We start from the raw sequence: 13,435 nt of genomic DNA on the forward strand, positions 1-13,435 counted from the left end.
CAAGTCGCTTGCGCTTTCTTGTCACGAAAATCCTGGGAGTAGTGCGTGATTACTTAGCGATGACCTTGCGACCGCGGTAGAAACCGTCGGCAGTGATGTGGTGACGCAGGTGTTTCTCACCAGAAGTTTTGTCTACAGACAGGCTGGTGACTGCGGTCAGAGCGTCATGGGAACGACGCATGCCACGTTTGGAACGGGTTGGTTTATTCTGTTGTACGGCCATGGACCTTACTCCTCAATTACTTATGCTTTAAGCTGGCTAATACGGCAAATGGATTTGGTTTTTGTGCCTCTTCAGGCAGTTCACCAAACACCATGTCCGCGTCGGACACTTCACAGTGTTCAGAATCATGCACCGGAACTACAGGCAAGGAGAGAATGATTTCATCCTCGACCATCGCTTGCAGGTCGATTTCACCGAATTCGTTAACCTCAATCGGCTCATACGCTTCCGGGAGTGCCTCAGCCTGCTCATCATTTTTGATCGGGCTGAAACAATACGTTATGTGGACATGACGGGGGAACGGTTTCCCGCAACGCTGACATTCGAGGGTTACTGATACCTTTGCATCACCGGTAATAACGGCAAGGCGCTGATTATCAATAGCGAACGACATGCTGCATTCCACATCGCTGTCCACGCTGACTACAGAATCGGCTACACGTTCAACCTGATCACGGGCATAAATACCTTCGTAATCGAGGCGTTTTTGAGCCGTGCGGACCGGATCAAGAGTCAGGGGTAATTTTACCTTTTGCATAGGGCGCGCATATTAACTTTGTAATGTCATAGAGTCAAAGAAAAAGGCAGCCTCAGGTTGCCTTTCGCCATTTATTCGCACACATTGCGGCCCATAGTTTAAAATGATGCTCTTCGAAGCGCTATATGTGGATGAAAAAATATGTCTGAGATTATCCTGGCGTCGACATCGCCCTGGCGACGCATGCTGATGGAAAAGCTGGCGATGCCGTTTGACTGCGCCGCGCCTGATGTCGATGAAACCCCACATCCCGGCGAGCCTGCTCGCCAGTTGGTGGTCCGCCTGGCGCAGGCGAAAGCCCAGGCTCTGGCTGCACGTTACCCGAATCACTTAATTATCGGTTCTGACCAGGTCTGCGTCCTGGACGGTGAAATCACCGGCAAACCCCACACCGAGGAGAATGCCAGACGCCAGCTGCGTGCCGCAAGCGGGACTATTGTTACCTTCTATACCGGGCTGGCGCTCTATAATTCAGCGAACGGTCATTTACAGACCGAGTGTGAACCATTTGATGTCCATTTTCGCCACTTAAGCGATCAGGAGATCGACCATTACGTCCGCAAAGAGAACCCGCTGCACTGTGCCGGGAGCTTTAAAAGTGAAGGGCTCGGCATTACGTTGTTTGAACGCCTCGAAGGACGCGATCCCAATACTCTGGTGGGCCTGCCGCTGATTGCACTGTGCCAGATGCTGCGTCGGGAAGGCTGTAACCCGCTGTTAAGCTAAATCCCCTTCTCTTTTATCGGGCCGGAGTCTTCGCTCTGGCCCTGCAGTGGGTCATCACTTTTTCGTCATAGCTTTTTCAGCGCGCTGCCAGTACTCTCAGTATATTCCCCCTTTGCCGACCAAAACTCATCGTGGACTCACCTTCAGCAAAACCTGCCGCCGCCAGGATGTGGCTGCCTATTGCGCTCGCCAGCCTGATATTACTCATCACTATGGGCATCCGTCAGACCGTCGGCCTGTTTGTCCATCCGCTGATGGGCGAAACCACCATGAATATTGCCGAAATCAGTATGGCGCTGGCGATTGGTCAACTGATGTGGGGAGCATTTCAGCCGCTGTTTGGCGCCTGGGCCGACAAGCGCGGCGCGTTAGGCGTGCTGGTGATCGGCGCCCTGTTGATAGCCCTCGGGCAACTGGCGACGCTGTGGGCGACCTCCTTCTCCTCATTAACCCTGGCCCAGGGGCTGCTCAGCCCGGCAGGTGCGGCCGCGGGCAGCTTTTCCGTCCTGATTGGTATCGTCGCCGGGCGTTTACCTACCGACAAAGGGTCGATGGCCAGCGGGCTGATTAACGCCGGCGGTTCAATGGGGCAATTTATTTTTGCGCCGCTGGTGCAGCTGATCGTCAGCCTGCGTGGCATGGCTTCCGGGCTGATCTTTCTGGCGATTGCGGCGCTGGCGACGCTGTTCCCCTCGTGGCTGCTGTGCCGGGATAGCGTGAAAAAAGCCGATACTTCACACGCCTGCGCGCCTGAACAAGGGCTGAAGCAGCAGATCCATGCGGCGTTTCGCAATCGTAGCTACCTGCTGTTACATACTGGATTTCTCACCTGCGGCTTCCATGTTGCCTTTTTGACCACCCATCTCCCGGGTGAAGTCACGCTGTGTGGACACGAAGCCGCGGTCTCGGCGGTCAGCCTGTCGCTGATTGGCCTATGTAATATTGCCGGCAGTATCTTCGCGGGCTATCTCGGCAAGCATTTTCCGATGAAATATATCCTCGCCGTGCTGTATGCCTCGCGTGCGGTGCTGATTGGCCTGTTCCTGGTCTCCGACAAAAGCGTACTCGACTTCTATATTTTTGCCGCGGCAATCGGCTTTACCTGGCTTGCCACCGTGCCACCGACCGCCGGGATCATCGGGAAACTATTCGGCACCCGCTATCTGGCGACCTTATTTGGTTTCACCTTGTTCAGCCATCAGATTGGCGCCTTCTTCGGTGCCTGGCTTGGCGGACTGGCGATGGAGCACAACGGTAATCTGGATTGGGTGTGGTATGCGGATATCGCCCTCGCCCTGCTGGCGGCGTTGGTGAATTTACCGATAAAAGAGAAAAGCGTCGCCGTTAGTCTTAACGAAACGACGCAATAGCTTACAGCGGCGGACCGACGGCCCGCCGGGAGTATTACTTGGTTTTACGCAGCACCTGCAGACAGCGCTTAAGCTGGCTATCAAGCGGGGCTTCGACACGCATTTCCTCACCCGTTCCCGGATGAGTAAACTTCAGCGCGGCGGCGTGCAGGAACAGGCGATTGAGGCCAGTACCCGCCAGTTGCTTATCGAACTCACGGTCACCATAGCGATCGTCAAAGGCAATAGGATGGCCGGCGTACTGCGTATGCACACGGATCTGGTGCGTACGCCCGGTCACCGGGCTACAGCGTACCAGCGTCGCATGGGCATAGCGCTCTTCGACCTTAAAACGGGTCTCAGACGGTTTACCTTCCTGGCTGACGCGGACAATACGCTCGCCGCTTTGCAGGATATTTTTCAGCAGCGGTGCCTGCACGACTTTAGTGTGCGACTGCCACTCCCCGCGCACCAGCGCCAGGTAATCTTTTTGCATGCCTTTTTCACGCAGCTGTTCATGCAGCGAACGCAGCGCAGAACGCTTCTTCGCCACCAGCAGCACGCCGGACGTATCGCGGTCAAGGCGATGCACCAGCTCAAGGAAGCGCGCTTCCGGGCGCAAGGCGCGCAGGCCTTCAATCACGCCGAAGCTCAGACCGCTGCCGCCGTGTACCGCGGTTCCGGAGGGCTTATTGAGCACCAGAATATGGTCATCTTCATACAGAATCACGTCCGCCAGCGCGGCGACCTTCTGCAGATGCGGAGAGATTGCCTCGTCTTCACGTTCGGCTACCCGAACCGGTGGGACCCGAACCTCGTCGCCCGCTTCCAGTTTGTATTCCGGCTTAACGCGTTTTTTATTCACCCGCACCTCGCCTTTACGCAAGATGCGATAAATCATGCTCTTCGGTACGCCCTTCAGCTGCGTACGCAAAAAGTTATCGATACGTTGCCCCGCTTCATCGGCGGTAATAGCAATCATTTTTACGCTTGGAGTCTCAGTTTTCATGGTGCGCGATTCTAAATAGCCCGACGCATTAGCGCCACTCATTTTTATATGCTTATATTTATCATTATCCGGTTTTGAGTGGATGCTTCATCGTCGTTTTGTTTGTTATTAGAACAATCTCAATGAGCTGGTGAAAAAACTGTGAGTAACCGGGTGATAAAAGGTAAAAGTCAACTTGCTATAACAAGCTTAGCAATGGAATAATGATGCCGTTTTCCGTGTTGAATCTTGTTAGAACAAGAAATTAGCGGAATGACCAATTTTGTCTGACCGATCATCCACGCAGCAATGGCGTAAGACGTATTGATCTTTCAGACAGTTAGCGGGCTGCGGGTTGCAGTCCTTACCGGTACAGGCCTCTATGGATTTCACGTCGCAGGAAGGCGTCGACTCCGGGTATTCCCGGGTGCGCTTCTCAGTCCACTGATTGAGGAGAGCGGGTTAAGCCATTACCTCTGCAACGTGAAAGACGACGAGATATACGCAACGTGACTCAGGATGCGTCAAGGCGGCGAAAGAAGAGAAACCCCGAAACTGACATCGTTAGTAACAGGGGTGAACGAGCATAGCCGACGCAGAAGCAACCTGAAAAATGACGTGTATAAATGGAATCTTCTCTGGTGATACATCCCAGGCTGTTCCCCTGCTAATTGCGCTGTGTTTCCGTTTGAAATACAGGCGACCGACACTCTGCGCCTCTTAAGCGCGCGACAACCGTGAGGTTGGCGACGTGAAACAGACACGAGGCCATCGGTTTTCCCCGGCAAGGCAATACTCTGCCCGCAGCTTAGTCGTCAATGTAAGAATAATGAGTAAGTTACGATGAAAAGAATGTTAATCAACGCAACTCAGCAGGAAGAGTTGCGCGTCGCCCTTGTTGATGGGCAGCGCCTGTACGACCTGGATATCGAAAGCCCCGGGCACGAACAGAAAAAAGCGAACATCTACAAAGGCAAAATTACCCGCATTGAACCTAGCCTTGAAGCGGCATTTGTCGATTACGGTGCCGAGCGTCATGGTTTCCTCCCCCTCAAAGAAATCGCCCGCGAATACTTCCCTGCCAATTACAATTCTCACGGTCGTCCGAACATCAAGGATGTGCTGCGTGAAGGTCAGGAAGTCATTGTTCAGATTGATAAAGAAGAACGAGGCAACAAAGGTGCTGCGCTCACTACCTTTATCAGCCTGGCGGGAAGCTATCTGGTTCTGATGCCAAATAACCCACGTGCTGGCGGTATCTCACGGCGTATCGAGGGTGATGACCGTACTGAACTGAAAGAAGCACTGGCCAGCCTTGAGCTGCCAGACGGCATGGGACTTATCGTGCGCACCGCAGGCGTCGGCAAATCAGCCGAAGCCCTGCAATGGGACCTCAGCTTCCGCCTGAAACACTGGGAAGCTATCCAGAAAGCCGCAGAAAGCCGCCCGGCGCCGTTCCTGATCCATCAGGAAAGCAACGTCATCGTGCGCGCATTCCGTGACTACCTGCGCCAGGACATCGGCGAGATCCTGATCGATAACCCGAAAGTGCTTGAGCTGGCTCGCCAGCACATTGCCGCGCTGGGTCGTCCGGATTTCAGCAGCAAAATTAAACTGTACACCGGTGAAATCCCGCTGTTCAGCCATTACCAGATCGAATCGCAGATCGAATCCGCTTTCCAGCGTGAAGTTCGCCTGCCTTCCGGCGGCTCTATCGTTATTGACAGCACCGAAGCGTTGACCGCTATCGATATCAACTCCGCTCGCGCAACCCGCGGCGGCGACATCGAAGAGACGGCGTTTAACACCAACCTGGAAGCAGCCGATGAGATTGCCCGTCAGCTGCGTCTGCGTGACCTTGGCGGTCTGATCGTTATCGACTTTATCGACATGACCCCGGTTCGCCACCAGCGTGCGGTTGAAAACCGTCTGCGTGAAGCCGTCCGCCAGGACCGTGCGCGCATTCAGATCAGCCATATTTCCCGCTTCGGTCTGTTGGAAATGTCGCGTCAGCGTCTGAGCCCGTCACTGGGTGAATCCAGCCACCACGTCTGTCCGCGTTGTAGCGGTACCGGTACCGTGCGTGACAACGAATCGCTGTCGCTCTCTATCCTGCGTCTGATTGAAGAAGAAGCACTGAAAGAGAATACCCAGGAAGTTCACGCTATCGTGCCGGTGCCGATTGCGTCCTACCTGCTGAACGAAAAGCGTGCCGCTGTAAGCGCCATCGAAACCCGTCAGGGCGACGTTCGCGTGATCATCGTGCCAAACGATCAGATGGAAACGCCGCACTACTCTGTTCTGCGCGTTCGTAAAGGCGAAGAGACCTCAACCCTGAGCTATCTGCTGCCGAAACTGCACGAAGAAGAGATGGCGTTGCCAGCCGATGAAGAACCGGCTGAGCGTAAACGCCCTGAGCAACCGGCTCTGGCTACCTTCGTGATGCCAGACGTCCCGCCTGCGCCAGAACCAGCAGCACCTGTTGATGCCCCGGTCGCAGCAAAAGCCGCCGCCGCGTCTACCACCGTTGCTGCATCAGCTCAGCCTGGCCTGCTCTCGCGTTTCTTCGGCGCACTGAAGAATATCTTCTCTGGCGCAGAAGAAGCCAAACCGGCTGAACCGCAGCAGGTTGAGAAGAAAGCCGAAGAGAAACCAGAACGTCAGCAGGAACGCCGTAAACCGCGTTCCAACAACCGCCGCGATCGCAACGATCGTCGTGATAACCGCGATAATCGTGACAACCGTGATAATCGTGACAACCGCGATAATCGCGCGGAAAATGGCGAAGGTCGTGAACCGCGTGAATCCCGCGAGGAAAACCGCCGTAACCGTCGCGAGAAACCGCAGCAGAACGTAGAGCAGCGGGAATCTCGTCCAGCGACGGCCGACGATGCTGATAAAGGCAAAACCCGCGATGAGCAGCAACCGCGTCGCGAGCGTAACCGTCGTCGTAACGACGATAAGCGTCAGGTATCCCAGGAAGCGAAAGCGCAAACCCGTGACGAGCCGGTTGTTCAGCCGGAAACCGAGCAGGAAGAGCGTGTTCAGACCCTGTCACGTCGTAAACCGCGTCAGTTAGCCCAGAAGGTTCGCATCGAGTCGGCCACGACTGAAACGGTTGAACAGGTTGTTGAAACCGCAGTCGTTGCGCAACCGGAAGTTGCTGCCCCGCGCACCGCTCTGGCGAAAGTCGACCTGCCTGCCGTTGTAGAAAATCACGCTGAGCATGACGATAGCAACGACGCACGTGAATCCAACGGGATGCCGCGCCGCTCACGTCGTTCGCCGCGCCATCTGCGCGTCAGCGGTCAGCGTCGTCGCCGTTACCGCGATGAGCGCTACCCGACCCAGTCGGCGATGCCGCTGACGGTTGCCTGCGCATCCCCGGAAATGGCTTCAGGTAAAGTGTGGATCCGTTACCCGGTGGCTCGTCCGCAGGATCAGCAGGAAGAGCAGCAGGTTGCTGAAGTCGTTGCTGAGGCTATTGCACCTGTCGCAGCCGCCACGGCTGTTGAAGCAGCTCCGGTTGTCGAAGCAGCTCCGGTTGTTGAAGCAACTCAGGTTGTCGAAGCCGCTCCGGTTGTTGAAGCAACTCCGGTTGTTGAAGCAGCCCCGGTTGCTGAAACCGCTCCGGTTGTTGAAGCCGCTCCGGTTGTTGAAGCCGCTCCGGTTGTTGAAGCCGCTCCGGTTGTTGAAGCCGCTCCGGTTGTTGAAGCAGCTCCGGTTGTTGAAGCAGCTCCGGTTGTTGAAGCAGCCCCGGTTGTTGAAGCAGCCCCGGTTGTTGAAGCAGTTCCGGTTGTTGAAGCAACTCCGGTTGTTAAAGCAGCGCCGGTTGCCTCCGCGGCGAGCGTTGCCAACCACCATGCTACGGCACCGATGACCCGTGCACCGGCTCCGGCGTATGAGCCAGAAGCGCCGCGTCACAGCGACTGGGTTCGCCCGTCCTTTGACTTCGATGGCAAAGGCGCCGCAGGTGGTCACAGCGCAACCCACCAGGCAACGGCGGAACCAACCCGTCCACAGCCTGTCGAGTAAGCGCGACACAACGTGTAAAACCGGCCTTAGGGCCGGTTTTTTTTATTCTCCTTCAGGCCGCTTCATTCCAGCCACCTGCGGCATCACCTCCCGCATCAGATCGAGAAATTTCCGCAAGCGGGTGGGATAATAACGCGCCCACGGATAGACCAGATGTACCGGCAGTGGCGCCGCTCGCCACGAGGTAAACGGCTCAACCAGCCTCCCGGCGGCAATATCCTCAGCCACCGCCCAGCTCGATACGATAGCCACCCCCAAACCCGCCAGTGCAGTATTGCGTGCTACATAGACGCTATCGGTACTCAGACAGGGGACAATGCCAAACGTCAGTTCCTGCCCCTCCTCCTGCCGCAGCTTCACTTCATGCTGGTAGAACGTGCTGATGGCCACCCACGGCAGCTGTGACAGCTCCTCAGGCTGCGTTAATTCGGGATACCGCGCCAGCAGCGCGGGTGAAACCACCAGACTGCGGGGAACTTCCGCCAGCAACACCGACACCGTCGCCGGGTCAACCTCCGCGCCCACCCGAATCGCGCAATCGATATTGTCACTGAGGAAATCGACGGTTTTGTCGTTGAGCATCCACTCCACCGCCAGTTGCGGGTAGCGCTGCAAAAAGCTGACCAACGGATCTAATAGCTGCTGCTGGCCGAAGGCGTGAGGCGCCCGAACCCGCAATATACCCACCGGCCGGTCGTCAGCAATGCTCAAATCATCTTCAAGGGCCAGCCACGCATCCATCACCTGTCGCGCGTGCTGGTAGCAACGCTCACCATCATCGGTCAGTTTCATCGCGTGGGTGGTGCGCAGAATCAGCTTGCTGCCGAGCATCCCTTCCAGCGACTGCAGACGGCGACTCACCGTCGCCTGCGTCGTCTCCAGCTGCAGCGCCGCTGCAGAAAGCGAGCCGGCTTCAACAATGCGAATAAAGGTCCGCATCAGTTCAATCCGATCCATACGCTCCGGCTTCTTCATTATCATTTTCTCTATACGCTATACGTATAACCGTTTTACCACCACGCTATCTACCGCGCCAACCGTATTCAGGGAACAATAGCGCCATCTCATCTACGAGGACTTCATCATGACTCCAACGCCGTTATCCTCCCGCGAGGCAGGCTGGATTATTTTTATACTCGCCCTTGGCGCTGGCTTTAGCGTCGCGTCAATTTATTACGCTCAGCCCCTGCTGCCATTAATAGGCGCTAATCTGCATCTGAGCGTAGAAGGGATGGGTCTGGTCCCGACCCTGACTCAGGCGGGCTACGCGCTGGGCATACTGTTCCTTCTGCCGCTCGGCGACCGTCACGATCGACGAACGCTGATCCTGATGAAAAGCGCGGCGCTGGCGGTATTGCTGCTGCTGTGCAGCCTGACGGGTCAGTTGACCTCACTGCTGGTGGTCAGCCTGCTGATCGGCATGGCCGCAACGATGGCGCAGGATATCGTCCCGGCCGCGGCGATTCTGGCGCCGGCAGGAAAACAGGGGAAAATGGTTGGCACGGTGATGACCGGCCTGCTGCTGGGGATTTTACTTTCAAGGACCGTTAGCGGGCTCGTCGGGGCGCTGTTTGGCTGGCGAGTAATGTATCAGGCTGCGGCGGTAAGCATCGCACTCATTGGGGGGCTGATGTGGCGCATTCTGCCCCGCTTCGCGATTCACTCAACGCTAAGCTATCCGCAGTTGATGACATCGATGGCGCACCTCTGGCGGCGCTACCCTGCCCTGCGCCGCGCCGCGGTGGCTCAAGGCTTTTTATCTATCGCCTTTAGCGCCTTCTGGTCAACGCTGGCGGTAATGCTGCTCGAACATTATCAGATGGGCAGCGCCGTCGCCGGTGGATTCGGTATCGCCGGAGCCGCAGGGGCATTAGCTGCACCGCTGGCCGGCGGGCTGGCCGATAAATATGGCGCCGGCAGAGTGACCCAACTGGGGGCCGGACTGGTGACCGTCTCGTTTGCCCTGATGCTCCTGATGCCGGCATTACCGCCCCATGGCCAACTGATACTGATCGGGCTTTCGGCTATCGGTTTTGACCTTGGCCTGCAGTCCAGCCTGGTAGCGCACCAGAACCTGGTGTACAGCCTGGAGCCACAGGCCCGTGGCCGACTCAACGCCCTGCTGTTCACCGGCGTATTTATCGGCATGTCGCTCGGTTCAGTCCTCGGCAGTAAACTTTATGTGGTGGCTGGCTGGAACGGCGTAGTGATTCTGGCTGTGGTAACCGGCGCCATCGCCCTCGCTATCCGTCTGCGTGAAAGTGCCAGTCTGGCTGCCGCCCAGCGGATAAACCGATAAAAAAAACCCGCTCCGCAAAGCGGAACGGGTCTCTTTCAGTCTGACGCATCATGTCATGCGGTGCGTCGGGCAAACTCTTTGATTCTAAAGCCCAGCAGCAGCAAGGTGGCGAAATAGGCCACCACACCCACTACCACCACCGCCATCAGACGCAGCAGACGGTATGGCATTGACCCCAGCGACCATTCAGGCATCAGATACATCATGCCGAGCAGCGCCGCGGACATCACCAGCACCGCCACCACCAGACGCAGCAGGAACGAGAACCAGCCCGGCTGCGGGGTGAAGATCTGTTGCTTACGCAGCTGCCAGTAGAGCAATCCGGCATTAAGACAGGCCGCCAGACCGATAGACAGCGACAGACCCGCATGCTTTAACGGCCCGATAAAGATCAGGTTCATCACCTGGGTCATTATCAGCGTCACGATGGCGATCTTCACCGGGGTTTTGATGTCCTGACGCGAGTAGAACCCCGGCGCCAGCACCTTAACGACGATCAATCCCATCAGCCCGACGGAGTAAGCCACCAGCGCACGCTGGGTCATTGCGGCATCAAAAGCACTGAATTTTCCGTACTGGAACAGCGCCACGGTCAACGGCTTGGCAAGGATCCCCAGCGCTACCGCGCTCGGTAATGCCAGCAGAAAACACAGACGCAAGCCCCAGTCCATCAGGCGGCAATATTCGTCATGGTTACCGCTGGCGAAGCTTTTTGACAGCGACGGCAGCAGAATCGTCCCCAGCGCCACGCCCAGCACTCCGGACGGGAACTCCATCAGGCGATCGGCGTAATACATCCACGAGACGGAGCCCGACACCAGGAATGACGCAAAAATGGTGTTAATGATTAACGAAATCTGGCTCACCGAGACGCCGAGGATCGCCGGCCCCATCTGTTTTACCACCCGTATCGCCCCGGCATCTTTGAGGCTGATACGCGGCAGGACCAGCATGCCGATTTTTTTCAAATGCGGCAGCTGATAGGCCAGTTGCAGCACGCCGCCCACGGTCACCGCCCAGGCCATCGCCAGCATTGGCGGATGGAAATACGGCGCAGCAAACAGCGCAAAGCCAATCATACTGACGTTGAGAAACGTCGGGGCAAACGCCGGAACCGAGAAGCGGTTCCAGGTATTGAGGATCGCCCCGGCTAATGAGGCCAGCGAAATCAGCAGAATGTACGGGAAAGTGATCCGTAGTAGTTGGGTGGTCAGTGCAAATTTATCAGGGCTGTCGGCGAAGCCCGGCGCGGTGACGGTGATGACCCAGGGCGCCGCCAGCATTCCCAGCACGGTCACGACCGCCAGCACCAGCGTCAGCAGACCAGAAACATAGGCCACAAAGACACGGGTCGCGTCTTCGCCCTGCTTGCTTTTATACTCCGCCAGAATCGGGACAAATGCCTGGGAGAATGCCCCTTCTGCAAAAATGCGCCGCAGTAAATTGGGCAATTTGAACGCCACGAAAAAGGCATCCGTCGCCATCCCGGCGCCAAAAATTCGGGCGACGATCGCATCACGCGCAAACCCAAGAACGCGCGAGAACATCGTCATCGAACTGACTGCCGCCAGTGATTTTAATAGGTTCATTAACGTGTTATTCCACAACCCTGAAGTAAAACGCCCGCAATGGCGGGCGCTGGAAAGTGGCGATAGTCTACCGGGTTCGTGATGAATTACTACTCCCAGTTGTTACAACCAATTATTCACTCATCGCCTCACGCCAGAGTTTTTCGACGATGCGCTGGGCCAGCAGAGCCTGTTCACCTGAGGTTTCGGGAACCGTCTGATTTTGCACGCATTCAATAAAATGTCTGGCGCAACCGACAAAACCACGTTGCTCCAGCGTGGTTTGCCACCCCGGCACAGGGCGTTGCACTACCCCCTGCCCGCGTTCTTCCTGCCATTCACGCATATCACGGACTTCATACAGCCCACCATCGGTTACGGCCTGCACCCATTCCCGCTGGCTGCCGGCACGCCGGTGCATGCTGGTAGTCACGTTGAGCTGTCCGGCGCTGAAATGGTGCTCGGCATAGAGCATTTCACCTTGAGCAGTGGTCTGTAGTGTTCCGCCGCTCAGGCGCGCGTTACCGCCAGACAGCCACAGCGCGGTATCCACCACATGCAGATAATCATCCAGCAGCGTGAAGCGCAGATCGTGGCCCACGCTGTCGGCACGATGTTTATCCATCCGCAGCGACGCGCCGCTGCCCAGCTGCGCTTTCAGTTCGCGATAGAGTGGCGCAAATCGGCGGTTAAACCCGACCATTAACGTCAGCTTACGCCGCTCGGCAAGTTCAACTAACGATTCCGCCTCGTTCAGTTTATCGGCCAGCGGTTTATCGACACAGACGTGCACCCCAGCGTTCAGCAAACGGCTGACGACCTCAAAATGTGAGGCCGTCGACGTATGGACGAATACCGCATCACACTGTGCCGCCAGTTGCTCCAGCGATTCCGCGTAGGGGATCCGCCAGGTATCGCAGACACGCAGCGCCTTTTCTTTGCCTGGCGACCACGCGGCCTGCAGCGTCCAGCCATCCGCGGCGCCGAGCACCGGCAGCCAGGCCTTCTGCGCAATGCCTCCCAGCCCCACCACGCCAACACGTAATGTCGTCACGATTAATCTCCCAGGTGTGCCAGCAATGAGTCCAGCCGAGCTTTGAGTTCAGCCACTTCATCTTCCAGTGCCGCCACTCTGCTGACCAGATCGTCTGCCGGCGGTGAGACAGCCTCAACGGCGGTGATAAGCGAGTCCATGTCGTCACAAAACAGATGCATGTAGCGGGATTCACGTTTCCCTGGCTCACGAGGCAGACGCGCCACGAAGGGGCCGTCCTCGCGATTGGCTAACGTCTCCAGCACGCCTTCAACTTCAGCCATATCGCTAAAATCGTGCATGCGCTGTGCGCGGCTACGCAGCTCGCCCGGCGTCTGTGCGCCACGCAGCAGCAGCGTTGTGACCACCGCCACTTCCGCCGACGTCAGTTTCAAATCGCCAAATTCGGAATTGCAGAAGCGCTGTTCATATTTAGTGACCCGATTGCCAAACCCGCTGACCGTGCGCAGATAGTGACGTTTGACTAAGGTATCCAGCAGATCCTGAATCTCACTCTCACTGAGCGACATCACCGGTTCACGGTTGGTTTTCTGATTACAGGCGGTCACCACCGCGTTTACCGACAGCGGGTACTGTTCTGGCGTGGTCACCTGCTTTTCCAGCAAACACCCAATCACGCGCGCTTCATGTGCGGTTAACTGATATTTCATGCTTT

11 protein-coding genes are annotated in these 13,435 nt (G+C 56.8%); 4 read left to right on the forward strand and 7 right to left on the reverse strand.

Annotation, left to right across the window (positions count from 1 at the left end; all coding sequences use genetic code 11):
• Nucleotides 1–49: 49 nt before the first annotated feature.
• Both rpmF and yceD read right to left on the reverse strand, forming a co-directional pair.
• The gene (rpmF, locus tag ACMYSP_RS03000; RefSeq protein ID WP_000290724.1) at nucleotides 50–223 is read right to left on the reverse strand and encodes a 50S ribosomal protein L32; all 174 of its coding nucleotides are present in this window, start codon (nucleotides 221–223) and stop codon (nucleotides 50–52) included.
• A gap of 16 nt (nucleotides 224–239) precedes the next feature.
• Entirely contained in the window at nucleotides 240–761 is a 522-nt protein-coding gene (gene yceD, locus ACMYSP_RS03005; protein ID WP_123753816.1) for a 23S rRNA accumulation protein YceD, read from the reverse strand.
• A gap of 141 nt (nucleotides 762–902) precedes the next feature.
• Between yceD and ACMYSP_RS03010 the strand changes: the two genes are divergently transcribed.
• Nucleotides 903–1,487 (forward strand): Maf family protein, encoded by a 585-nt coding sequence (locus tag ACMYSP_RS03010; protein WP_123753815.1) that lies wholly within the window; start codon nucleotides 903–905, stop codon nucleotides 1,485–1,487.
• Between the two features lie 167 nt (nucleotides 1,488–1,654).
• The gene (locus ACMYSP_RS03015; protein WP_434585486.1) at nucleotides 1,655–2,857 is read left to right on the forward strand and encodes an MFS transporter; all 1,203 of its coding nucleotides are present in this window, start codon (nucleotides 1,655–1,657) and stop codon (nucleotides 2,855–2,857) included.
• A gap of 34 nt (nucleotides 2,858–2,891) precedes the next feature.
• Here ACMYSP_RS03015 and rluC read toward each other — a convergent pair whose 3' ends face one another.
• A complete protein-coding gene (gene rluC, locus ACMYSP_RS03020; RefSeq protein ID WP_434585487.1) occupies nucleotides 2,892–3,845 on the reverse strand; it encodes a 23S rRNA pseudouridine(955/2504/2580) synthase RluC in 954 nt (317 codons plus the stop codon).
• Nucleotides 3,846–4,667: 822 nt separating this feature from the next.
• On the opposite strand from rluC, the gene rne reads away from it, so the two are divergent.
• A complete protein-coding gene (gene rne, locus ACMYSP_RS03025; RefSeq protein ID WP_434585488.1) occupies nucleotides 4,668–7,859 on the forward strand; it encodes a ribonuclease E in 3,192 nt (1,063 codons plus the stop codon).
• 42 nt (nucleotides 7,860–7,901) lie between these two features.
• Here the strand turns inward: rne and ACMYSP_RS03030 are convergent, their stop codons facing one another.
• Nucleotides 7,902–8,840, reverse strand: coding sequence for a LysR family transcriptional regulator (locus ACMYSP_RS03030; protein WP_434585489.1), 939 nt, complete (start codon nucleotides 8,838–8,840; stop codon nucleotides 7,902–7,904).
• 103 nt (nucleotides 8,841–8,943) lie between these two features.
• On the opposite strand from ACMYSP_RS03030, the gene ACMYSP_RS03035 reads away from it, so the two are divergent.
• Nucleotides 8,944–10,158 carry an MFS transporter gene (locus tag ACMYSP_RS03035; RefSeq protein WP_434585490.1) on the forward strand — a complete coding sequence of 405 codons (1,215 nt, stop codon included), beginning with the start codon at nucleotides 8,944–8,946 and terminating at the stop codon, nucleotides 10,156–10,158.
• A gap of 53 nt (nucleotides 10,159–10,211) precedes the next feature.
• Here ACMYSP_RS03035 and murJ read toward each other — a convergent pair whose 3' ends face one another.
• The 3 genes from murJ to ACMYSP_RS03050 form a co-directional block, all read right to left on the reverse strand.
• Complete coding sequence (murJ, locus tag ACMYSP_RS03040) at nucleotides 10,212–11,747, reverse strand: murein biosynthesis integral membrane protein MurJ (RefSeq protein ID WP_434585491.1); 1,536 nt, start codon at nucleotides 11,745–11,747, stop codon at nucleotides 10,212–10,214.
• Between the two features lie 112 nt (nucleotides 11,748–11,859).
• Nucleotides 11,860–12,783: a Gfo/Idh/MocA family protein gene (locus tag ACMYSP_RS03045; RefSeq protein ID WP_434587003.1), complete on the reverse strand. Its 924-nt coding sequence runs from the start codon at nucleotides 12,781–12,783 to the stop codon at nucleotides 11,860–11,862.
• Nucleotides 12,783–13,430, reverse strand: coding sequence for a YceH family protein (locus tag ACMYSP_RS03050; RefSeq protein WP_434585493.1), 648 nt, complete (start codon nucleotides 13,428–13,430; stop codon nucleotides 12,783–12,785). The genes ACMYSP_RS03045 and ACMYSP_RS03050 overlap by 1 nt, the downstream gene beginning before the upstream one ends.
• Between the last annotated feature and the right edge of the window lie 5 nt (nucleotides 13,431–13,435).

The sequence above is a fragment of the Klebsiella sp. R390 genome (genome assembly GCF_051131745.1).
Classification (GTDB): Bacteria; Pseudomonadota; Gammaproteobacteria; order Enterobacterales; family Enterobacteriaceae; genus Klebsiella.

Coding starts and splice junctions, on each gene's coding strand:
- murJ (WP_434585491.1), bottom strand. CDS start 11,747: ATGAACCTATTAAAATCACTGGCGGCAGTCAGTTCGATGACGATGTTC.
- rpmF (WP_000290724.1), bottom strand. CDS start 223: ATGGCCGTACAACAGAATAAACCAACCCGTTCCAAACGTGGCATGCGT.
- ACMYSP_RS03015 (WP_434585486.1), top strand. CDS start 1,655: ATGTGGCTGCCTATTGCGCTCGCCAGCCTGATATTACTCATCACTATG.
- ACMYSP_RS03035 (WP_434585490.1), top strand. CDS start 8,944: ATGACTCCAACGCCGTTATCCTCCCGCGAGGCAGGCTGGATTATTTTT.
- ACMYSP_RS03030 (WP_434585489.1), bottom strand. CDS start 8,840: ATGATAATGAAGAAGCCGGAGCGTATGGATCGGATTGAACTGATGCGG.
- yceD (WP_123753816.1), bottom strand. CDS start 761: ATGCAAAAGGTAAAATTACCCCTGACTCTTGATCCGGTCCGCACGGCT.
- rluC (WP_434585487.1), bottom strand. CDS start 3,845: ATGAAAACTGAGACTCCAAGCGTAAAAATGATTGCTATTACCGCCGAT.
- ACMYSP_RS03010 (WP_123753815.1), top strand. CDS start 903: ATGTCTGAGATTATCCTGGCGTCGACATCGCCCTGGCGACGCATGCTG.
- ACMYSP_RS03050 (WP_434585493.1), bottom strand. CDS start 13,430: ATGAAATATCAGTTAACCGCACATGAAGCGCGCGTGATTGGGTGTTTG.
- rne (WP_434585488.1), top strand. CDS start 4,668: ATGAAAAGAATGTTAATCAACGCAACTCAGCAGGAAGAGTTGCGCGTC.